The organism is Pseudomonas syringae (genome assembly GCF_000737245.1).
GTDB lineage: Bacteria > Pseudomonadota > Gammaproteobacteria > Pseudomonadales > Pseudomonadaceae > Aquipseudomonas > Aquipseudomonas syringae_J.
Genome location: NZ_JPQU01000044.1, coordinates 1 through 21,325 on the forward strand (window position 1 = coordinate 1; position 21,325 = coordinate 21,325).

A 21,325-nucleotide genomic window follows, 5' to 3' on the forward strand; every position below is an offset into this window, starting at 1 on the left:
GCCGCCTTGGCCGCAGCATCAGCGGCGGCTTGGGCAGCGGCTTGGGCGGCAGCCTCGGCAGCAGCTTGAGCAGCGGCCTGCGCAGCAGCTTGGGCAGCAGCCTGCGCGGCCGCTGCAATTTCTTCGGGCGTTGGGCCGGGTGGCGTAGGTGGCGGCGTGATGACGGTGCCATTAATATCGCTGATGGTCAGCTTTCCGCCGGCAGTAGCCACCCCTTCTCGAATGACCTGCCCGGTTCCCGTGGCCAGACCAGCGCTGTTGTCGTTGGCCGTCAGGGTAATGTCTCCGGCAAAACGAATCAGGGAATTGACGTAGATGTTATTGCCCGCCTGCGCCGTCAGGCTCACCCCGGTGTGGGTATTTTCAAACCCGGTATAGAACGTGATGTTGCTGCTGGCCTGTAGTACCACGTTGCTGGTAGCGTTTTTCAGCAGATTGGAATCAATTTCCGTGGATTCGTCAGGGTCGTTGGTAAAGGCTGAAACATCGCTCAGGGTCTTTGAGGTGCCCGCCGTCGGCGTATTGACCGTAATGTCTTTCGGATCGAGCAGCCAGCTGCCGGTTTTGCCGTTCAGCGCCCGGGTATCGACCCGTGCGCCGGTCACGTCGAGCACATTGGCCGAGGTTTCGACGAAGCCCCCATCACCGGATGCAGCGCCGCCACGGGCTGATATCGCACCGTAAACCCGCGCGGTCTGCGCCCCCCAGACAATCACCCTGCCCCCCTTGCCGCTGCCGAGCGCGTCCGCCGAAATCTGCGCATCCTTGCTGACATAGGCTTGCCGGGCGTTCTGCACCGCAGGATTCTTGCCCTGATAGTCGCCGCCGACCAACACCGTCCCGCCCCCCAGTTTGCCGCTGGCATCTACTCGCGCGTCCGCCATCAGGCCCACCTGATCGCCAAGCACCTGAATCTCACCACCCTGACCCGCGCCGGTGGCAGTGGTGGTGCTGCCCGCTTCCAGCAAGGTCGCGCGGCTGGCCTTCAAGACAATCTTGCCGTTCTCGCCGACGGTGGCACTGTTGGCGTTGACCGTGCCGCGCTGATTCACCAGCGCGCCGTAAATGCCGACCGTACCCCCCTGAGCAATGACGCTGCCCAGGTTCAGTGCCTGATCATCAGTCGCCGAGACCACCACGTGCATGCCGGGATTACTGGAGTCGACCAACTGCACCGAATGCCCCGCCGCCAGCATTGTTTCGCCCTGCGGGGTGTTGATGATGCCGGTATTGGTCACATCCGGCGCGATCAGGTAGACCTTGCCACCGGAGGGTGTGGTGATTGCCCCCTGGTTGGAAACCGCGCCAGCAGTACCCTGCGCGGCGAAACGATTGTTGCCCGCGAGGAAGTCACTGTTGGAGATCGCCAGGCTCGACGCCACCAGGCCGGCCACGTTGATCTGCGAATTGGCGCCAAACATGATGCCGTTGGGGTTGATCAAAAACACCCGTCCATTGGACTGCAGCGTCCCCAGTATCACGCTAGGGTCCTGACCGGTAATACGGTTGAGCACGCGGCTGTTGCCGCTCTGCTGCAGGAATCTCACCATCTCGCCCTGGGCGACAGAAAAGCTCGACCAATTGATGATCGCATTAGGGCTGTTGGTGATCGTCAGCTGGTTGCCCTGCTGCGCGAAGCTGACCTGCCCGTTCACGACGACAGGATTGAGCGGGGCCGCCATGCCGTTGCCGGCGGCAACCAGGCACGCGCCGATAAAGGTGATTTTTATTTTCATGACTTCCTCAAAACGACAGGCTCAGGCGGGCGTGCAGGCGATTGTCACCGCGCTCGGTCTCACTGGCCTCGGCGTGCAGCACGTGACCGTAGTCGACCTGTAGGTTCAGATTGCGGCGATACGAAACCCGCATGCCAAGCCCGGTGCTGCTCAAGGCCACATGAGTGAATTCGCCAGGCAACGCGTGGTTGCGCGTCAGGTAGGCATTGTCGTAAAACGCCAGAGCGCGACACTGCCAGCTGCCACCCCCACAAATCGGCGGGGTATAAGCCTCAAGGTTGCTGCTGATGCCAGAGTCATTGGACACCTCACGCTCACGAAAACCACGCACCGACATCGCCCCGCCTGCGCCAAACTGCTCGCCCGGGATCAGCGCATCGTTGCTGTACTGCCCGTTCAGAACACCCCGCAACTGCCAGTCAGCCGGCAGTGCCTGGGTGATGTTCGCTGCCAGACGCAATGCGTTGTAGTCGTCTCGGGCGTTGGTCCGTGCCAGATCAAAATCACTCTGCCGACCGCGAGAACCACCGGGCAGGTTATGCACCAGGGTGACACCGAAATTCGCATCGCCATCCAGCTGCACCCAGGTGCCTTGGTAACCCAGGCTGAGGGGATGCACGGTGATGTCGTTGCCGAGCTGGACATCTTCGGCTTCAAGGTTGTTCTTGTAGGCCTTGTAGTCGATGCCGTACACCAGCTTGGACTGGTAATTACCGTCCGTGGCCAGGTTGTGGTTATAGCGTCCGCCAAAGATCGTGCCTTTGCCGCTGACCGCCAGATCAAAAATACCGGCGGTGACCAGTCCGTTGTCCACGTCCGAGTAGCTGGTGAAGACGTCCAGAGAATCGCCCAGTTCATATAAAGGCAGGTGATAGCCAAGCCCATAGACGCTGACCCGCTCGGGCTTTTCGAGAGTCGTGGTGTATTGCAGGCTCATGACCTGATCACGACCGAACAGGTTGGCGTTTTGAAGCACCGCGCCCATGTAGGTCTTGCCGGTTTCCCTGGTGCCGCTGTTGTCCATATTCAGCGACGCGCTCCACGGCGACTCATCCGTGACCTGCAGTTCAGCATCGACAGCCGCTTCTTGTGCGTCACTGTCCTTGAGCTTCATCACCGTCTGTTTGGCCGGGTTCTCGTTCGCCAGCTTCAGGCTTTTGGAAATCGCCGTCAGGTCAGGCGTCTGGCCCTCCTTGAGGCCCGGCAAGGCATAGCGAACGTTGTCGTTGCTGAAATGCTGGTTTCCGGCGATTCTGACCTGGCCGATGCGGGCTTCAACGACCTGAAAGACCACCACTCCGCCGTTCAGCTCCTGCTCGGGAAGGTTTACACGTACCAGTTGATAGCCACGCCGATGATAGGCAGCTTCCAGCGCTTCCTGTGCCTTGACCACATCGCCAAAATCACGCTCTCCACCCACGAAGGCCGCCAGACTGTGCTCAAGCTCGTGAGCCGGCAATAAGGTATTGCCGCGCACATCGAACTTATTGATGTCAAAACGGGGAGAAACGGATGCAACTTCATCGGCAGCGGCAAAACTGGCGCATGCGACCAATGAGGCAGGCACCAGAAACAGCAACGAGCGGTAGGTCATTGTTTGGCCCTTGGGCAGCAGTAAGATACGCAAACACTCAAATACGCACTGCATTCCGAGCCTGCAGGGGGTTTTCTCCTCCACAGTCTAGCCGGTGTAATATCAAACTGGAATCATTCGAATGTTGTGCCGACGAAATACGTCTGCAGTACACACACTGAGAACCCTGCCATGCCTGTCTCCCTGACCCGCCCCTCTCCCGCCCCGTTTCTGGCCCCTGGAGAAACCGTGGTGCTGTTCGATGGCGTCTGCAAACTGTGCAACGGCTGGGCGAAATTCCTGATCCGCCATGACCGGAAACAGCGCGTACGACTGGCGACGGTACAGTCGCCCGAAGGCCAAGCGCTACTTGCCTGGGCCGGTTTGCCAGCGGATGCGTTCGACACCATGGCGGTGATCCGGGACAACCATTACTGGGTACGCTCGGAAGCGTTTTTTGAAGTGGTCGCGCAATTGCCGGGCGCCTGGCCAGCGCTGCGACTGCTGCGTATTGTTCCGCGGTGGTTGCGAGATTGGATGTATGACCGAGTGGCGCTCAACCGTTATCGCCTGTTTGGCAAGCATGAGGTTTGCATGATGCCGACCCCGGATCACCAGCGACGCTTTCTCAAGGCGAAGACATGAACACCCACCTGAAAGGAATGAGATTAAATGACCGCTCCACTCAGCCCTGTTCCCCTGATCATTCTTGACGTACAGGACGCTATCGATCAGCCGTGTTGGGACGGCAAGAGTAATCCCGGCTATCTGGCAGTGATCCAGCGCCTGCTCCACCACTGGCGGTCCAACGGCTGGCCCGTTATTCATATCAAGCACGATGAACTGACGCCCACCTCCAGCTATTTCCTGAATGGCCCCTGGAACGCCATCAAGAAAGAGGTGACGCCGTTAGCCGAAGAAGTTGTCATCACCAAACAGCAGAACTGCGCCTTTATCGGTACGGAGCTGGACACTGTTCTTAAAGCCATGCAAGTCAAGCGTGTGGTGCTGACGGGGGTTGTCATCCACAACAGCATGGACGCAACGGTCCGTGCCGGCAAAGCCCTGGGTTACGCCTTCATCCTTCCCTCGGACGCGACCACTGCTGTCCCGGTGACTGGACCCCATGGAAAGACCTGGGACGCCACAACCGTTCATGAACTGACCCTGGCCATACTCGGCGGTGAATATGCTGAGGTCATGCCATCAGAAGAAGTGATTGCCCAGACCGGGAACCACGCCCAACTCCGGAGCGCGCTTGCTCGCAAAGAACGATGACGCGGTCTATCTGGATGACCCCGCCCCTGTGGGAGCCGAGCTTGCTCGCGATAAACGATAACGCGGTTTATCTGGATGACCCCGCTCCCTGTAGGAGCCGAGCTTGCTCGCGATGAACGATAACGCGATCTGCCTGACACACCGCCAGGGAAGACCCGGGCATATCACCCCGGCCATTGCGAGCTACGGATCACACTGCAGAAATTGCCCGCCTTGAACGATGGGGATTTGTCTGCCAGCACGTCCGCCTTGACGTTACCGAACGTGCTGTCGGGCTTATGTTTGATGCCGTCGTAAAAGGTTTGAATGATATCTTCCTTGAACGCCGATCCCCGCGGGTGAACGCGGGTGATGGCCTCACGTTCCTCGTCGCTGTATTGGGAATAGGTCAGGCCCAGCACGTCCATTTCTACCCCGGCCGTGACCAATGCGATCACCGGGTGCATATGTTGCGGGATGCCTGGCGTGGTGTGCAGCGCGATGGACGTCCACACGGTGTCGACGTCCTGTTGGGCAATCCCGCGCTCGTGCAAAAAATCCCTGGCGGCATTGGCGCCATCGACCTCGAATCGCTCACAGGCGCTGCTGTGTTGGTGGGTCAGCCCCATGTCATGGAACATGCAGCCGCAGTAGAGTAATTCAGGGTCGAATTTCAAGCCCAGGCGTTGACCCGCCAGCGCAGCAAAATAGAACACACGGCTGGAATGATCAAAAAGCAGCGGCGACTCGGTGTCCCGTACACATTCAGTGATTTCACGGGCCAATTGGCTGTCGGGAATGCTGATCCCATGGATGTTCAGCGTCATGTTTTCGCTCCAGAGGGTGGTTTGGATGGAGGACCAGTGTCACTCTCCACCGTCTTGTCCTCAATTGGCGTGATGCGTCATATACTGCCATTTCATGTGATTCCAGGACGCAGGCGAGGCCATCACTCACCATGAGCAAAATCATCGCCATTCTTGCACTGCCCGGCATGCAGTTACTGGACGTCTCGGGCCCACTCGACGTGTTCGCCCAGGCCAATCTGGAAGTCAACCGGCAGGTCTACAGCTTGCGGGTTGTCGCCTGTGAACCAGGCCCGATCACCAGCTCTTCAGGCGCACGTCTGTTGCCGGATTACGTCGCGGGTGAGCCTATGGGCAAGCTCGACACTTTCATCGTTGCCGGGGCGCCGCATGCGCCGAACATGCAGTTCAACACTGAATTGCTTGCCTGGATGCGCACCTGCGCCGGGCAATCAAGGCGCTTTGGTTCGGTGTGTACCGGGGCGTTTGCCTTGGCGGCGACGGGCTTGCTCAATGGTCGGCGGATCACCACACATTGGGCCCATGCAGGGAAGTTGGCCCTGCAATACCCGCAGGTGACGGTTGAGGAAGATGCATTGCATGTTCGCGATGGCAAGCTGCGTACATCGGCCGGTGTAACCGCAGGCCTGGACCTGGCATTGACGCTGGTCGAGGAAGACCTGGGGCGCGAGGTGGCGATGCGGGTCGCTTCGCAACTGGTGATGTTCTTCAAGCGCCCTGGCGGGCAGCTGCAATACAGCCGCAAAGGGGGTGTCGGTCCACTTGGACGTTCAGTATTACAAGAGGTGCAGCGCTGGGTTGCCGCCAACCCGGCGCTACCGCTAACGGTCGAGGCGCTGGCCGCTCATGCTGGCCTGAGCCCCAGGCATTTCGCACGTTTGTTTCACGCCGAAGTCGGAGCCACTCCAGCGGCCTGGGTGGAAGTCACCCGTGTGACCGCCGCGCGGGCCCTGCTGGAGGCGGGAGAGGACGCGCCCAAGCAGGTGGCTGCCAAGTGTGGCTTCGCCAATGTCGACACCTTACGCCGCGCCTTCGTAAAACACATGGGTATCACACCGGCCGACTATCGAAAACGGCACGCATAGCTCTCCTCAGCCCTACTCCACCGCCTCCGCCACGCCCTGATCTTCACCCAGGAACCCGCCACTCTGGTGCTGCCACAGCCGCGCATAGGTGCCATTTTTGCTCAGCAGTTCGCTGTGGGTGCCTTGTTCGATGATACGGCCGTCGTCCATCACGATTAGCCGGTCCATGGCTGCAATGGTGGACAGCCGGTGGGCAATGGCGATCACGGTTTTGCCCTGCATCATTTCATCGAGGCTTTCCTGGATGGCGACTTCGACTTCCGAATCCAGTGCGCTGGTGGCCTCGTCAAGCAGCAGAATCGGTGCGTTTTTGAGCATCACCCTGGCAATCGCGACCCGTTGACGCTGGCCGCCGGACAGCTTGATGCCACGCTCACCCACCAGGGTGTCGTAGCCGGAGTGGCCTTGCTTATCGCTCAACTGGCTGATGAAGCCATCGGCCTGGGCGTTAGCTGCGGCTGTGCGGATTTGCTCATCGGTGGCGTCGGGCCGGCCATAGGCGATGTTTTCGCGAATGGACCGGTGCAGCAGCGACGTATCCTGAGTGACCATGCCAATGGCGCTGCGCAGACTGTCCTGAGTGACGTGGGCAATGTTTTGCCCGTCGATGCGAATCTCACCCTTGTCCACGTCATAGAAGCGCAGCAGCAGGTTAATGAGCGTGGATTTGCCAGCGCCGGAGCGACCCACCAGGCCGATTTTTTCTCCGGCCCGAATGCTCAGGCTCAGGTTATCCAGCACCTGACGCTCGCCGTTGTAGTTGAAGCTCACGTTGTCGAACGTCACCGCCCCGCCGGTGGTAACCAGCACACCCGCGTCCGGCGCATCCTGCACCTTGGGGCCACGGGTCAAGGTCTCCATGCCATCCTGCACCGTGCCGATGTTCTCGAACAGCGAGGTCATCTGCCACATGATCCAGTGGGACATGCCGTTAATACGCAGCGCCATGGCCGTAATCGCCGCCACCGCACCGGTGCCGACTTCACCCTGGTGCCAGAGCCACAGGGCATAACCGCCTGCACCCATGATCAAGGCGACCACCAGTGCCTGATTGACGATTTCGAATTGGCTGACCAGACGCATCTGGCGAAACCCGGTGAGCTTGAAATCCTCCATGGCTGCGCGGGCGAAGTGCGCTTCACGTTTGGAGTGGGAGAACAGTTTCACCGTGGTGATGTTGGTGTAGGCATCTGAAATGCGACCGGTCATCGATGAGCGGGCATTGGCCTGCTCCTGGCCAACTTTCCCGAGACGCGGCACAAAATACAGCATGGCCAACCCGAACAATGCCACCCAGGCAATGAAAGGCAGCATCAGTTTCAGGTCGAAGCCGCCAGCCAGTGCGATGATCGCAATGAAATACACGCCGATCCCGGGTGCGATCTCGATAATGGTGAACAGCACCTCGCGTACCGACAGCGCCGTCTGCATCACCTTGGTCGTGACCCGCCCGGAAAACTCATCGGAAAAGAACGACAGGCTTTGGCGCAGCATCAGGCGGTGGAAGTCCCAGCGCAGACGCAGCGGCAGGTTGATCGCCAAAATCTGGTGCTGAACCATCGTGCGCAACGCCACCAACCCGATACTGGTGACCAGCACGAGGCCAATGCCCCATAGGACTCGACTCTCCTGTCCGGAGGTATCGCCGCCTGCTTGCCAGGTCGACAGCAGATCCACGACCTGACCGAGAAAGGAAAACAGCCAGGCTTCGTAAATCGACACACCGGCGCTGAGCAGCGCAAGCGCCAGAACATAACCACGAGCCCCCCGCGTGCAAGCCCACAGGAACCGCGGCAGACCATCGGGCGGCGGCGGTGCCTCGTCGGGCGGGAAAGGATCAAGTCGTTGTTCAAAAGCGCGAAGCATGGTGGTCTCCAAAACGATCTAATGGGCGCGATTCTGTCATTGAACAGTGTTGCGGGGTTCAGAAACTCCAGCTCAAAGCACCAACGGCCCGGCCAGCGTTGCGTTACTGTCGACGCAGTACCGAGTTTTCATGCCGGTACTGACAACACCTGCGCAGCCACGTTCGGATAGGCATACCGCGTTATCTTTCTTCGCGAGCAAACCCGGCTCCAACAGGTTCGGGATTCTTCTGTGGGAGGTTCTATGTTTGCTCGCAAGCGGATGTGGCGACGTGGGACCGCGATCGGGCTTAATCGATCTATCTGAAACCGAGCACATTCCAATCAAAAATCAACTATGGAATGGGTCCAACCGACTCAGGCTTCAATGCCCTGGTCGAGCAACGCCGTGCCATAGGAATTGTCCACGACGCACAGCCATTGCTGCGATATCTGGCGAAAGACATAGGTCGCTCGGCGTGTAATCTCGGTTTTCACCCCGGTCACGTCAGTGGCCTGAAGCAGGGTCTCCATAACAACGAGAGCTACGTCACCAGCCGGTATGACCTGTATTTCCCCTTGAGTGACGATAATGCTGTGGTTGAAATGCTCTGCAATCGCGACAAAGGCTCGGCGGATGCTGTCTTTGCCGGTAACCGTCAGTCCCGGTTTGACGACGAGCGTTGCATCATCGGCATAAAAGCTCATCAACGCATCGAAGTCTTCGGCCGTAATCGCCCGGTCTGCGGCTGCGATTGTCTCTTTGAGCGTTCGGGTAAGTTCGTCCATGGCTGTTGTTGTCCTGAAGAAGTCAAAAGACGATTACATAACCGCAGGCGTTTCGCCACTGTGTTGATCCCTGCGTGGGACAGGAAGCCGAGTGAATATGGCGAGGAGGCGAACCGGCGTAGTACGACTGTGATAAATTCTCGCCATCATTGCGGAGGTGAAGATGGGCGTTCCAGGGACTGATTGGCAGAGTATCCAGCCATGGTAATCAACCCACACTTTATCGTTCACGAGACCCATCACTGGATTCTCAACCACCACGTGTCCAACACCCTCCCCGGCTACCTGATGCTGGGTGCGAAGGTTCAAACCTCGTCACTGTCCGAGCTGGCGCCTGAGGCGTTGGCAGAACTGGGAGGGTTGCTCGCCAGAACCCAAGAGCAGCTTGAACGGCAGTTACAGCCAAAGCATCTTTATATCAGTCGGTTCGGGCACCAACCGGGGTTGCCTATTCACTTCCATTTCATCCCGGTCTATACATGGGTTGAGGATATGTTCTGGAAAGATCATAGATACCGGTTACTTGAAACCTTTGGCTGCTCTCAAAACGCCTCCACACTCACTGACGGCGCCGAGCTGACGTTGTTTATCTGGAGGGAGTTTGGCGAGTGCCCGGAGCCACCAGACATTCAAGGCCCGTCCATAGAGAAGGTGATCGACGAGTTGCGTACTGCATTCGCCTGAGAGCCCTGCCAAACCCGTTAGCCTATTCACGGAGTCACTGATGCACACTGACCAAGCCCCGCTACCTGCCGACCCAGGCCTCACTCTTCGGCACCACTCAGGGACAGTGGAGTTCCCGGTGCATTACATGCGTGGCGGCACCTCGACAGGCATCGTGGTGTGGGAGCCGTTATTACCCAACGACGAGAAACTGCGTGATGAGTTACTGCGCCATCTGATGGGCGTTCCCCTCTCGGGCAAACACCCGGGAAACCGGCAGATCACGGGGTTGGGGCGCGGGCCGGCAACCAGCAACAAGGTCTTTCTGGTGGGCGTTGAAGAATCGGCGAACGGTCCGCGATTGGTGAGCACCCTCGCCCAGCTTGCGAGTGACCACGCCGAAATCGACTGGAGCGTGAACTGCGGAAACATGTCCAGCGCGTTGCCGCTATGGGCCATCGATACCGGCTTGTTTGCCGCCTCGGCCGATCAAACCTGCGAAATTGAAATCAAGAACACCAACACCGGGGTTGTCACGATCACGCGCATGAGGCGAGATGAACAAGGACGGTTCGTCACCGCTGAAATCCCAGGCGTCCGGGGCGCTTTTCCCAGCGTAGATCTGTTCCTGCAATCGCCCGTGGGCAACAAAACCGGCGCCCTGTTACCCACGGGATCGGTGATCGATGTGGTCGCCGGGCATGAAGTTTCTTGCGTGGATGTCGCCGTGCCCATGGTGATCGCCGAGGCCGCGAGTTTTGGCAAGACAGGCCACGAGCCCGTCGCTGAGCTTGAAGCCGATCAAGTGTTCATGAAAGCGCTGCGTGAAGTGTGGGTCGAGTGCGGTTTGAAAATGGGCTTGCGTCGCAAGGACGGTGAGCTCATGACCCGTGCGCAGATTGAGAGTAGCGAAACCATTCCGAAAGTGTGCATCGTCAGCGCCCCGCGCGATGGCGGCAACATTGCGGTTCGCTATTTCACTCCCCAGACCGGCCACGCTTCAATGGCCGTTTCGGGCGGTTGCTGTCTGGCGGGAGCCTGCTTGATTCCAGGAACCACCGCCCACAGAAACGCCACCGGGATAACGCCTCCAGCCCATGACGTTTCAGATATTGAAGTCAGCATCGAAAACCCCGCCGGACGCCTGGACGCGACCGTGGTTGCGGCGCTTGAGGATGGCCAGGTCACGATCGAAAGCGCCGCCTACCGGCGCAGTGCGCAGATCCTGATGCGCGGACATGTACCGCTTTACCAGGCTTCAAAGCAGCTGTTACTTGCGCTAGAGGCCACTGGCGACCTCCAGCGCACGTGAATGGGCACTGAACAATCTGGTGGAACAGGAAACCAGAAACTTAAACGTGCGGCGTCCCCGGCTTGGCCGCCACAACGTCCGGCACCTTCAGCTTGCCGTCCTTGTCCAGCAGCCATGCATCGAGAATCTGTCTGACCACGGGCCCTGCAACCCGACCGCCCGCCTCGCCGTTTTCAATCATCACCGAGACCACGATTTTCGGATGCTCGGCAGGCGCGAAGCCGACGAACAAAGCGTTGTCCCGATTCCGTTCGAGGGTCTTCATGCGGTCGTAGCGCTCGCCCTGCTTGATCGCCACCACTTGCGCCGTGCCGCTCTTGCCCGCGATGCGATATTGCGCGCCCTGGGCAGCCGCCCGTGCGATGCCTCGGGGATCATGCATCACCATCTGCATGCCGATGTTGACCTGATTCCACTCATTGGGATCGTGCAGCACGATGTTCGGCATCGGGTGTTCATCCACCGGCGCAATACCGCCAACTTCCATCGCCAGATGCGGGCGAACCCACACCCCTTTGTTGGCGATCAACGACGTGGCTTGCGCCAGTTGCAGCGGCGTGACCTGCATGTAGCCCTGGCCAATGCCGAGAATTACGGTCTCGCCGGGGAACCAGGCCTGGCGCCGGGTGGCGCGCTTCCATTCCCGGGAAGGCATCAGGCCCGCAGACTCTTCGAACATGTCCAGCGAGACCTTTTGCCCCAGGCCGAACATGGTCATGTAGTCGTGCATCCGGTCAATGCCCAGCTTGTGGGCCAAGGTATAAAAGTAGGTATCGTTGGAGCGCATGATCGCAGCGTCCATGTCCACCCAGCCATCGCCACTGTGGTTCCAGTTGCGGTATTTGTGGTCGAAATCCGGTAGCTGGAAATAACCGGGATCGAACACTTTGGTGCTGGCGTTGACCACGCCGCTATCGAGCCCGGCAATCGCCACCTCCGGCTTGATGGTCGAACCCGGCGCATACAGGCCGCGCAGTACCCGGTTAAACAGCGGACGGTCGATGGAGTCGCGCAAGGCCGCGTACTCCTTGAAGCTGATCCCGGTGACAAACAGGTTCGGATCGAAGCTCGGCTTGCTGACCATCGCCAGCACCTGACCGGTGGCCGGATCGAGCGCCACCACCGACCCACGCCGATCACCCAGGGCCTCTTCGGCAGCTTCTTGCAGGTGGATATCCAGGCTCAGGGTGATGTTTTTGCCGGGGATCGGATCGGTGTGTTTCAACACCCGCAGCACACGGCCCTGGGCGTTAGTCTCGACCTCCTCGTAACCCACGGTGCCATGCAGCTGGGATTCATAAAACCGCTCGATGCCGGTCTTGCCGATGGATTGCGTACCGCGATACTCCACCGAATCCAGCTGTTTGGCTTCTTTCTCGTTGATCCTTCCGACATAGCCAATCGAATGGGCGAAATGCGCCCCCAGCGGGTAATGGCGGACAAACTGCGGTTCGACATCGATGCCCGGTAACAGGTACTGATTGACCGCCAGAATCGCAATCTGCTCTTCCGTCAGCTCGTACAGCAGGGTCACCGGCTCAAACGGGTGACGGACCTGCTTGAGGTCCTTGTCGAACAGGATGCGCTCCTCGTCAGGGAGCTTGAGCAGTTCCATGACCTCATCAATAACCTTGTGCCAGTCCCCCGCCCGCTCGCGGGTCAAAGTCATGTTGAAGCTGGGCCGGTTATCCGCCAGCACCACGCCGTTACGGTCGTAGATCAGCCCGCGCTCTGGGGGGATGGGCAAAACATGCACGCGGTTGTTTTCGGAGATGGTCGAGTGGTAGGCGTATTCGGTGACTTGCAGGAAATACATCCTGGCCACCAGACAGACACTCAACAGGCCCACGAGCAGCGCGCAGGCAATCAGTCGGCGATTGACCAGACGCGCATCTTTCTCGTGATCCTTCAATGGAATTGGATCGGGCATTTCTGAAGCTTCTCGGTGATAACAAAATTAACGATTTATTGAATTGAGGTGCTTTTCCTGTAGGAGCGCACGAGCATCGCGAGGCCGCGATGGCGGTGTATCTGGCGGACCGCTATCGCTGCCTCGCGGTGCTCGTGAGCTCCTACAGGGAATGGCGCGGCCGCAGGAAAATGTGTGAACAAACATTTCCAAGCGCATCAGGGTACGCACGATACCAAGAAGTGCCTGTTTAGGGAGTATTGTCTTGCAGAAACCGGCACCAACGGTATGGAAAAGCACCTGGATTGTTACCGATCACGCAAAGGTAATTTGCGAAATCAGACCGGCGCAATAGTTAGTAACACAATTATGATGGCGCAGCGTCTGGAAAAGATGGCTGAGAAACTGGCTATTCCCCGCTTAGCGTGCGCCATGTGCAGGCCGCATAGCCAGAGACTTAATGTCACACCCATACGCAAGCTTTTCATTTGCCCGGCCAAGTCCGGCAAAAAAACCGTGTTTTGACCGCGAAGTGCACTCCCTCAGGGAAGTAACGGGCATTTCCGTTGCAGCCTTCGCAGGAGCCTCCTGAATGACTGAAAAATCCGCGAAAGGTTTCACCCGCCGCCAACTCCTCTTTACCTCCGCCACGACTCTCGCCGTCGGTGCTGCCGCCAGTGCCAAGGCCGCCACCCTGACCGGTGTGCCGCAGTGGGTGCCTTTCGATCACAACGGTCCGATGCACTATCAGACGCCGGGCTGGAAGTTTTTCACTGCCGATGAAGCCCGTGAAGTGGAGGCTATCGTCGAGCGCCTGATCCCCGCTGACGACCTGAGTGTCAGCGGCAAGGACGCCGGTTGTGCAGTCTTCATCGACCGTCAGCTGGCCGGTGAGTACGGCACCTTCGACCGCCTGTACATGCAGGGCCCCTTTGCCAAAGGTACGGCCATGCAGGGCGATCAGTCGCCATTGGTGCCGCAACAACGCTATCGCCTTGGGATTGCCGGCCTGACCGCGTATTGCCAGAAACAATCGCAGAAGAACTTCAGCGCCCTGAGCAACGAAGAGCGCGACAAGGTACTCACTGACCTGGAAAACGGCGCTATCGAGCTGCAAGGCATAGACGCCAAACTCTTTTTTCAGCAGTTGCTGGGCAACACCATGGAAGGCTTTTTCGCTGACCCGATCTATGGCGGCAACCGCGACATGGTGTCGTGGAAAATGATCGGCTTCCCCGGTGCCCGTTATGACTACCGCGACTACATCGGCCTGCATAACCAGAAGCTCGACCTCCAACCGATCTCCATCATCGGCAGCTCCGCCTGGAACAAGAAGGGTTAATCGACATGGCTAGAAAACTACCTTCCACCGATGTGGTGGTTGTCGGACTCGGCTGGGCCGGATCTATCATCGCCAACGAACTGGCCGATGAAGGCTTGAGCGTCATGGGCTTCGAACGTGGCCCATGGCGGGACACTGCTGCCGACTTCAACATCGCTTCGGCCACCGACGAGCTGCGTTACTCGCGCCGTCAGGAACTGATGCTGCGCACCAAACAGAACACCTGCACCGTGCGCAATAACGTGACCGAAACCGCGCTGCCGATGCGCTCCTGGGGTTCATTCCACCCCGGCAACGGCACCGGCGGCGCGGGCAACCACTGGGCGGGGATCACTTTCCGCTTTCAGCCCAACGAGTTCCGTCTGCACAGCTACCTGACCGAGCGTTATGGCAAAGAGCTTTCGCCTGAACTGACCCTGCAGGACTGGGGCACGGACTGGGAAGAAATGGAGCCCTTCTACACCAAGTTTGACCGCCTGGCGGGTGTTTCCGGCAAGGCGGGCAACATCAAGGGCGTGATTCAGGAAGGCGGCAACACCTTCGAAGGTGCGCGCTCGGAAGAATATCCAAACCCTCCCACCGAGCAGACCTACGCGCCGACGCTTTTCGCCGAAGCAGCCAAGAATCTGGGCTACAAGCCCTTCCCCGTGCCTTCGGCACTGGTGTCCCGGGCTTACACCAACTCGTTGGGCGTAAAGATGGGCGCCTGCACCTTCTGTGGGTTCTGCACCAACTACGGCTGCGCCAACTACTCCAAGGCCAGCGCCATCACCACCGTATTACCGGTGTTGATCCGCAAGCCCAACTTCACCGCCAAGACCAACTGTGAAGTGCTGCGGGTGACCATGGACAGCACCGGCAAACGCGCCACCGGGATCATTTTTGTCGATGCCAACGGTGACGAGTTCGAACAGCCGGCAGACCTGGTGGTGATCAGTGCCTTCATCTTTGAAAACGTGCGCCTGATGCTGCTGTCCGGTGTCGGCAAACCTTACGACCCGGTGACGAATACCGGCACCACGGGGCGCAACTACGCCTACCAGACCGCCAACAACGTGAAGCTGTTCTTCGATGACAAGAACTTCAACCCGTTCATTGGTGGCGGCGCCATCGGCATGGGCATCGACGAGTTCAACAACGACAACTTTGACCACTCAGGTCTGGGTTTCGTCGGCGGCGGCAGCACTCGGGTCACGCCCATTGGCGCAGCGCCCATTGACGCACGTCCGGTACCACCCGGCACCCCGACCTGGGGGTCGAAATGGAAGCAGGCCACCGTCAAGAGCTACGCCAGCACCATGTCCATCGGCTGTGAAGCCAGCAGCTATTCGATGCGCGGCAACTACCTGTCGCTGGACCCGACCTACAAGGATCCGCTGGGACGTCCGCTGTTGCGTATCACCTTCGATTTCCCGGAGAACGATCGCAAGATGGCGGCCTATGTCACCGGCAAAGTCCACGAAATTGCCAAGAGCATGAACCCGCTGCAAATGGTCGACAGCGCTCAGACCGGCCATTGGAACAGCTCGCCGTATCAGTCTTCGCACATTGTTGGCGGCTTCATCATGGGTGCCGACCCGAAGACCAGTTCGGTGAACAAGTACCTGCAAGTCTGGGACGTGCCGAATCTGTTTGTAGTCGGCTCTTCGGCCTTCCCGCAGAACCCTGGTTATAACCCCACCGGCACCGTTGCGGCCCTGGCCTTCAAGGCCGCCGACGCGATCCGCACCCGTTATCTGAAGCGCCCTGGGGAGATGATCCCGGTATGAAGACTCTTCTTTCTTTCAGCGTCGGCGTACTGGCCTTGGCTTTGAACGTCAGCGTCGCCCATGCTGGCACCGGTGCCGACTCGTACAACCTGGTGGAAAAAGGTCGCTACCTGTCGACACTGGGCGACTGCACGGCGTGCCACACCTTGCCGGGTAAACCCGCGTTCTCCGGCGGCGTAGTACTCGACACCCCGTTTGGCAAACTGCTCGGCGCGAACATCACCCCTGATCCGGTCACCGGCATTGGCCGCTGGAGCTTCGAAGACTTCCAGAACGCCATGTCCAAAGGTCACGGCCTGGACGGCAAGCGCCTATATGGTGCCATGCCGTACACCGCGTACACCAAGGTCACGCGCCAGGATAACCAGGCGATCTGGGCCTATCTGCAAACCATTGATGCGGTGGACAACAAGGTTGAAACCAACCAGCTGCCCTTCCCGTTCAACGTGCGCACCAGCCTGCTCGCCTGGAATCTGATGAACTTCAAGGAAGGCGAATTCAAGGCCAATCCACAGAAGTCTGAACAGTGGAATCGCGGCGCCTATCTGGTGGAAGGCCTGGGTCACTGCGGCACGTGCCACACCCCTAAAGGCCTGACTGGCGGCGACAAGAACGATCAGTTCCTGACCGGTGCCAACCTGCAGAACTGGGTTGCGCCGAACATCACCGCCGACGCTCACAGTGGCATCGGCAGCTGGACCGAGGACGACATCGTCAAGTACCTGAAAACCGGGGCCAACCGCTTCGATATTGCTTCGGGTCCCATGGCCGAGGAAGTCGAGCACTCTTCCCAGCACTGGCAGGATGCAGACTTGATGGCGGTTGCGGTGTACCTCAAGGATGGTGCCAAACCCGCTGCGCCACCCAAGGCGCTGGACGCCAAGGACCCGGCCATGGTCGCCGGGAAAATGATCTACGCCGACCGCTGCTCCGCGTGCCACGTGGGTAATGGCGAAGGTGCCGAGGGCCTGTTCCCGAAACTGGCCATGGCGCCACTGGTCAACAACGCCGATGCATCGTCGATGATTCGCGTGGTTCTGGCCGGCAGCCGTGCGGGTGCCACCGATGCTGCACCAACCGCTCCGGCGATGCCATCACTGGCCTGGGCGCTGTCCGATGACAACGTGGCCAATGTACTCACCTATGTGCGTAACAGCTGGGGCAACGCGGCACCTGCGGTGTCCAGCAGCGATGTGAAAGCCGTGCGCGACGCCCTGCAACCCAAGTAAACGATTCACCTCCCCTTGCCCGGCATTGTCATGATGCCGGGCTTTTTTTTGGATCGAATGTTTATGGCTACAGAGGGCGGTACGTGATGGCTCGGCGACGTGGGACCGGCTTTAGCCGGGAAGAGGCCAGTACAGCCGATGCATATTTGTCGACTCAACTGCCGCCTTCCCGGCTAAAGCCGGTCCCACGTCGTCGCTCGCACAGCCCGCAGGCGATCACCGAACTTTTTGGAGCTCTTCACCTTCACGAGCCTGCATGATCCTCGGCAGGTTGTGCTCGATCCAGGTCGCCAGGTTCTCCACTTGCACGGCCACTTCTTCACCCAGGGGGGTCAGGCGGTATTCCACGTGGGGCGGGACCACGGGCAGGGATTTGCGCTCGACAAAGCCATCGCTTTCCAGGTTCTGCAAGGTCTGCGACAGCATCTTCTCGCTCACCCCGCCAATCCTGCGCCGCAGCTCACTGAAACGGTGCATGCCCTCGCGCAACACCACCAGCACCAGCACGCCCCAGCGGCTGCACACGTGGCTGAGCACGATTCGTGACGGGCAATCGGCCGCCATCAACTCCCCCGCACGTGCTTCCATCACCGCCGAGAGCAAGGGGCTCATCATTTGTTTGGTTTCGCTCATGACACTTACCTTTTTGTAGGTACTTACGAAAGGTTAGCATAGCGACTATGGTGGGTCTGTCGTTGAATCTTTCTTAAAACACCTCGAGGAAACTTGCCATGTACGTCGTTACCGGAGCCACCGGCCAGCTGGGCCGCCTTGTTATCGAGCAACTGCTGAACAGCGTGCCTGCCGCGCAAATCGTTGCCGCCGTGCGTAATCCGCAGAAAGCCAGTGACCTCGCGGCATTGGGGGTGCAGGTGCGTCAGGCTGACTATTCCCAACCTGCCACCCTGGACAGCGCCTTTGCGGGCGCAGAAAAAATCCTGCTGATCTCCTCAAGCGAAATCGGCCAGCGTGCTGTTCAACATCAGGCGGTGATTGATGCGGCCAAGCGCGCCCAGGTCAAGCTCTTCGCCTATACCAGTGTCTTGCATGCCGACACATCCTTACTGGGCCTGGCTGAAGAACACCGCCAGACTGAAAACGCGCTGCAGCAATCCGGCGTGCCGTTCGTGCTATTGCGCAACGGCTGGTACACGGAGAACTACACCGCAGGCGTTCCTGCAGCGCTGGAGCATGGCGCGGTATTTGGCAGCGCTGGCGACGGTCGCATCAGTTCAGCGGAGCGCACCGACTACGCCGCAGCCGCAGTGGCCGTGCTGACTTCAGCTGAAGATCAAGCCGGGCGGGTTTATGAACTGGCAGGTGATGAGTCATACACCCTGGCTGAGTTTGCGGCCGAGCTGTCGAAACAGGCTGGCAACCAGGTGCCGTATACCGACCTGCCCCAAGCTGACTTCCGGGCCGCACTGGTCCAGGCCGGGCTGCCTGATTTCGTCGCCGAACTGCTGTCTGACTCCGACGCGGCAGCGGCCAAAGGCGCGCTGTTTGATGATGGCAAGCAACTGAGCCGCCTGATCGGACGCCCTACAACGCCATTGAAAAGCACCCTCGCGACAACCTTGAAACACTGACCGTCAGACTCGCTCGCCCTTTGCTTCAAGGGCGAGTGAGCCAGCAGTAAGCGCAACGCCATCACAAAAAACCGAATGATTTTTTATCCCGGTGGTCCTAGAGCTTAGACAGAGCATTCAGCACTGAGCCCCAGGAGTACTTATATGAAGAGCCTCATGAAGAGCAAATCACTCATCGCTTGTCTGGCTATTGCTGGCTGCGTTTCGATGACCAGCCTTGCGGTTCACGCCGCAGACACTCCAGAGCCTAAAGTCGAAGAATCCAAAGACAACATGCGTGATCTGGAACTTGGCTCCCGCGCCCCGGAGAAATTCCGTCGCCCTGAAGCAGCTCTGAAGGACTGGGCTAAACGCGGCCTGAAAGAACCGGTCAAGGAATCCCAGTGGGTGAAAATCAACGATAAGTACGTGCAGGTGCAGATCACCAACAGCCAGATCACCGAGATCGTGCCGATCAAGAAGTAAGCGGGTCTATTTGTAGGAGCTCACGAGCAACGCGAGGCAGCGATAGCGGTTTGTCAGATCCGCCGCTATCGCTGTCTCGCGTTGCTCGTGAGCTCCTACAGAGGATTTTTACATCACAGAAAAATCCCGCCCGAAGCTTCGATCCGCTGGCCATTGATCCACTTGCCGCCGTCTCCCAGCAGCATGCTGATCGCCGCGCCGATGTCATCCGCCTCACCTACCCGGCCCAATGCTGTGCTGGAGGCAATGACTTTGTTGACCTCTGGATTATCCCGCACGGTGCCACCGCCGAAGTCTGTCGCGATCGCGCCAGGGGCCAGGACGTTTACGTTGATGCCCCGTGGGCCCAGTTCCTGCGCAAGGTAACGGCTCCAGACTTCCACCGCGCCTTTCATCGATGCATAAGCGGCGTAGCCGACCATGCTGAACCGCGCCAGGCCGCTGGACACGTTGACGATCCGCCCACCGTCGGCCATCAGCGGCAGCAGTTTCTGGGTCAGAAAGAACGGGCCCTTGAAATGGATACTCACTAGCTGGTCAAACTGATCTTCGGTGGTCTGGGCAATGCTGTTGTAGATCCCGACACCTGCGTTGTTGACCAGGAAATCGAAATGCTCGGCATTAAAGACTTCTTTCAACACGCTGCCCAACTGCTCGGCAAATCCATCGAAACTGTCGCTTTGACCGACATCCAGTTGCAGCATGTGCGCCTTGGCGCCCAGTGCCTGAACTTCGGCGATAACGGCTTCAGCATCCGCCTGACGACTTTGATAAGTACCGATAATGTCCACGCCTTGCGCAGCCAGATGCAGCGCGGTGCTTTTACCCAGGCCACGGCTGGCGCCGGTGATGAGTGCGATTTTTCTGCTCATGGGATATTTCCTCGGTTGTTGTGTTCAGGGATTGAGGAAAAGTCTATTGTTCGCTGGCAGCGCGATAAACCGTAGAGATACGAAATGACTGGTCGCCTGAGCCGAACAATCTTCAAATCCTTTTCCGCAGGGAGCCCTCCTCATGAACAAGCTGGAATTGTTGCGCTCGTTCGTGCGTGTGACAGAGCTGTCCAGCTTCACCCAGGCGAGCGAAGCGCTGGGCCTGCCGCGTTCGACCGTCTCGGAACAGGTTCAGGCCCTGGAAGAATTGCTCGGCACCCGCCTGTTGTTGCGCACCACCCGTAAAGTGCAAGCCACCCCCGATGGCGAGGTGCTGTATGAGCGTAGCAAAGACATGCTCGCCCAGATGGACGAGCTCGAAGGTCTTTTCCGCAGTGATGCGACCCTTAGCGGGCGTTTAAGGGTCGATATGCCCACGGCGGTAGCCCACAACATCGTGTTGCCACGCCTGAGCGATTTTCTCGCCGAGCACCCAGGCCTTGATCTGGAAATCAGCAGCAGCGACCGGCGAGTGGACCTGGTTCGTGAAGGCTTCGATTGCGTGCTGCGCGTTGGCGAGTTGCCGGACACGACTCTGGTCGCGCGCAATCTGGGTGAACTGGCCATGGTCAACTGTGTCGGGGCCGGTTATGCCCGGCGTCATGGCACGCCCCACACGCTGGAAGACCTGCGCCAGCATCGAATGATCCATTACGTGCTGGCGTTCGGTTCTCCGCACGCCACTTTCGAGTATCAGGAAGACGGCAAGACCCACAACCTGCCGATGGCTCGCAGCGTGGCGGTCAACAACATCCAGGCGTTCGAGGCGGCGTGTCTCGGCGATCTGGGCATCATTCAGTCACCACGCATGGGATTGCGCAAACACCTGATGGCTGGCCAACTCATTGAAATCCTGCCTGACTACCGCCCGGCGCCCATGAAGATATCTTTGCTGTATGCCCATCGCCGCCATCTGCCGGAACGCTGTAAGGTGTTCATGGATTGGTTGCAGGGGTTGATTGCGGAGCACAATATTGTTTGATCGACCGGGTCGAAGCAGGCCC

Annotated in this window: 20 protein-coding genes; 12 read left to right on the forward strand and 8 right to left on the reverse strand. The window is 59.1% G+C overall.

Annotated elements, in window-relative coordinates; translation table 11 throughout:
• Both IV01_RS09945 and IV01_RS09940 read right to left on the reverse strand, forming a co-directional pair.
• The coding region (locus IV01_RS09945; protein WP_032629478.1) for a filamentous hemagglutinin N-terminal domain-containing protein at positions 1-1,736 on the reverse strand (1,736 nt) is incomplete at its 3' end.
• A gap of 7 nt (positions 1,737-1,743) precedes the next feature.
• Complete coding sequence (locus IV01_RS09940) at positions 1,744-3,330, reverse strand: ShlB/FhaC/HecB family hemolysin secretion/activation protein (RefSeq protein ID WP_032629552.1); 1,587 nt, start codon at positions 3,328-3,330, stop codon at positions 1,744-1,746.
• Between the two features lie 171 nt (positions 3,331-3,501).
• On the opposite strand from IV01_RS09940, the gene IV01_RS09935 reads away from it, so the two are divergent.
• Both IV01_RS09935 and IV01_RS0125225 read left to right on the forward strand, forming a co-directional pair.
• Positions 3,502-3,954 carry a thiol-disulfide oxidoreductase DCC family protein gene (locus IV01_RS09935; RefSeq protein WP_032629480.1) on the forward strand — a complete coding sequence of 151 codons (453 nt, stop codon included), beginning with the start codon at positions 3,502-3,504 and terminating at the stop codon, positions 3,952-3,954.
• 27 nt (positions 3,955-3,981) lie between these two features.
• Complete coding sequence (locus IV01_RS0125225; protein WP_050507713.1) at positions 3,982-4,587, forward strand: isochorismatase family protein; 606 nt, start codon at positions 3,982-3,984, stop codon at positions 4,585-4,587.
• A gap of 164 nt (positions 4,588-4,751) precedes the next feature.
• Here the strand turns inward: IV01_RS0125225 and IV01_RS09930 are convergent, their stop codons facing one another.
• Positions 4,752-5,393: an HD domain-containing protein gene (locus IV01_RS09930; protein WP_032629481.1), complete on the reverse strand. Its 642-nt coding sequence runs from the start codon at positions 5,391-5,393 to the stop codon at positions 4,752-4,754.
• Positions 5,394-5,524: 131 nt separating this feature from the next.
• Between IV01_RS09930 and IV01_RS09925 the strand changes: the two genes are divergently transcribed.
• Positions 5,525-6,478, forward strand: a complete 954-nt coding sequence (locus IV01_RS09925) for a GlxA family transcriptional regulator (RefSeq protein WP_032629483.1) — start codon at positions 5,525-5,527, stop codon at positions 6,476-6,478.
• A gap of 12 nt (positions 6,479-6,490) precedes the next feature.
• Here IV01_RS09925 and IV01_RS09920 read toward each other — a convergent pair whose 3' ends face one another.
• Together IV01_RS09920 and IV01_RS09915 are read right to left on the reverse strand one after the other, a co-directional pair.
• The gene (locus IV01_RS09920; protein ID WP_032629485.1) at positions 6,491-8,344 is read right to left on the reverse strand and encodes an ABC transporter ATP-binding protein; all 1,854 of its coding nucleotides are present in this window, start codon (positions 8,342-8,344) and stop codon (positions 6,491-6,493) included.
• Positions 8,345-8,700: 356 nt separating this feature from the next.
• A complete protein-coding gene (locus IV01_RS09915; protein ID WP_032629487.1) occupies positions 8,701-9,111 on the reverse strand; it encodes a YybH family protein in 411 nt (136 codons plus the stop codon).
• Positions 9,112-9,312: 201 nt separating this feature from the next.
• On the opposite strand from IV01_RS09915, the gene IV01_RS09910 reads away from it, so the two are divergent.
• Both IV01_RS09910 and IV01_RS09905 read left to right on the forward strand, forming a co-directional pair.
• Positions 9,313-9,795 (forward strand): hydrolase, encoded by a 483-nt coding sequence (locus tag IV01_RS09910; protein WP_032629489.1) that lies wholly within the window; start codon positions 9,313-9,315, stop codon positions 9,793-9,795.
• 40 nt (positions 9,796-9,835) lie between these two features.
• Positions 9,836-11,086 (forward strand): PrpF domain-containing protein, encoded by a 1,251-nt coding sequence (locus tag IV01_RS09905; protein WP_050507716.1) that lies wholly within the window; start codon positions 9,836-9,838, stop codon positions 11,084-11,086.
• A 40-nt stretch (positions 11,087-11,126) separates the two neighbouring features.
• Here IV01_RS09905 and mrdA read toward each other — a convergent pair whose 3' ends face one another.
• Positions 11,127-13,016, reverse strand: coding sequence for a penicillin-binding protein 2 (gene mrdA, locus IV01_RS09900; protein ID WP_032629492.1), 1,890 nt, complete (start codon positions 13,014-13,016; stop codon positions 11,127-11,129).
• Between the two features lie 174 nt (positions 13,017-13,190).
• On the opposite strand from mrdA, the gene IV01_RS09895 reads away from it, so the two are divergent.
• The 4 genes from IV01_RS09895 to IV01_RS09880 all read left to right on the forward strand — a co-directional run bounded on the left by IV01_RS09895 (position 13,191) and on the right by IV01_RS09880 (position 17,335).
• On the forward strand, positions 13,191-13,520 hold the full coding sequence (locus IV01_RS09895) for a hypothetical protein (protein WP_032629495.1): 330 nt from the start codon (positions 13,191-13,193) through the stop codon (positions 13,518-13,520).
• Positions 13,521-13,587: 67 nt separating this feature from the next.
• Positions 13,588-14,337, forward strand: coding sequence for a gluconate 2-dehydrogenase subunit 3 family protein (locus IV01_RS09890; protein ID WP_032629498.1), 750 nt, complete (start codon positions 13,588-13,590; stop codon positions 14,335-14,337).
• A 5-nt stretch (positions 14,338-14,342) separates the two neighbouring features.
• Positions 14,343-16,106 carry a GMC family oxidoreductase gene (locus IV01_RS09885; protein WP_032629499.1) on the forward strand — a complete coding sequence of 588 codons (1,764 nt, stop codon included), beginning with the start codon at positions 14,343-14,345 and terminating at the stop codon, positions 16,104-16,106.
• Positions 16,103-17,335: a c-type cytochrome gene (locus IV01_RS09880; RefSeq protein ID WP_032629501.1), complete on the forward strand. Its 1,233-nt coding sequence runs from the start codon at positions 16,103-16,105 to the stop codon at positions 17,333-17,335. The genes IV01_RS09885 and IV01_RS09880 overlap by 4 nt, the downstream gene beginning before the upstream one ends.
• A gap of 216 nt (positions 17,336-17,551) precedes the next feature.
• On the opposite strand, the gene IV01_RS09875 is transcribed toward IV01_RS09880, so the two are convergent.
• Positions 17,552-17,950 (reverse strand): winged helix-turn-helix transcriptional regulator, encoded by a 399-nt coding sequence (locus tag IV01_RS09875; protein ID WP_418903542.1) that lies wholly within the window; start codon positions 17,948-17,950, stop codon positions 17,552-17,554.
• Between the two features lie 116 nt (positions 17,951-18,066).
• Here IV01_RS09875 and IV01_RS09870 point away from each other — a divergent pair, with 116 nt between their 5' ends.
• Together IV01_RS09870 and IV01_RS09865 are read left to right on the forward strand one after the other, a co-directional pair.
• Entirely contained in the window at positions 18,067-18,924 is an 858-nt protein-coding gene (locus tag IV01_RS09870; RefSeq protein ID WP_032629502.1) for an SDR family oxidoreductase, read from the forward strand.
• Between the two features lie 156 nt (positions 18,925-19,080).
• Positions 19,081-19,389, forward strand: a complete 309-nt coding sequence (locus tag IV01_RS09865; protein WP_032629557.1) for an RcnB family protein — start codon at positions 19,081-19,083, stop codon at positions 19,387-19,389.
• A gap of 113 nt (positions 19,390-19,502) precedes the next feature.
• On the opposite strand, the gene IV01_RS09860 is transcribed toward IV01_RS09865, so the two are convergent.
• Positions 19,503-20,261: an SDR family NAD(P)-dependent oxidoreductase gene (locus IV01_RS09860; protein ID WP_032629505.1), complete on the reverse strand. Its 759-nt coding sequence runs from the start codon at positions 20,259-20,261 to the stop codon at positions 19,503-19,505.
• 142 nt (positions 20,262-20,403) lie between these two features.
• On the opposite strand from IV01_RS09860, the gene IV01_RS09855 reads away from it, so the two are divergent.
• On the forward strand, positions 20,404-21,303 hold the full coding sequence (locus IV01_RS09855; protein WP_032629506.1) for a LysR substrate-binding domain-containing protein: 900 nt from the start codon (positions 20,404-20,406) through the stop codon (positions 21,301-21,303).
• Positions 21,304-21,325 lie beyond the last annotated feature (22 nt).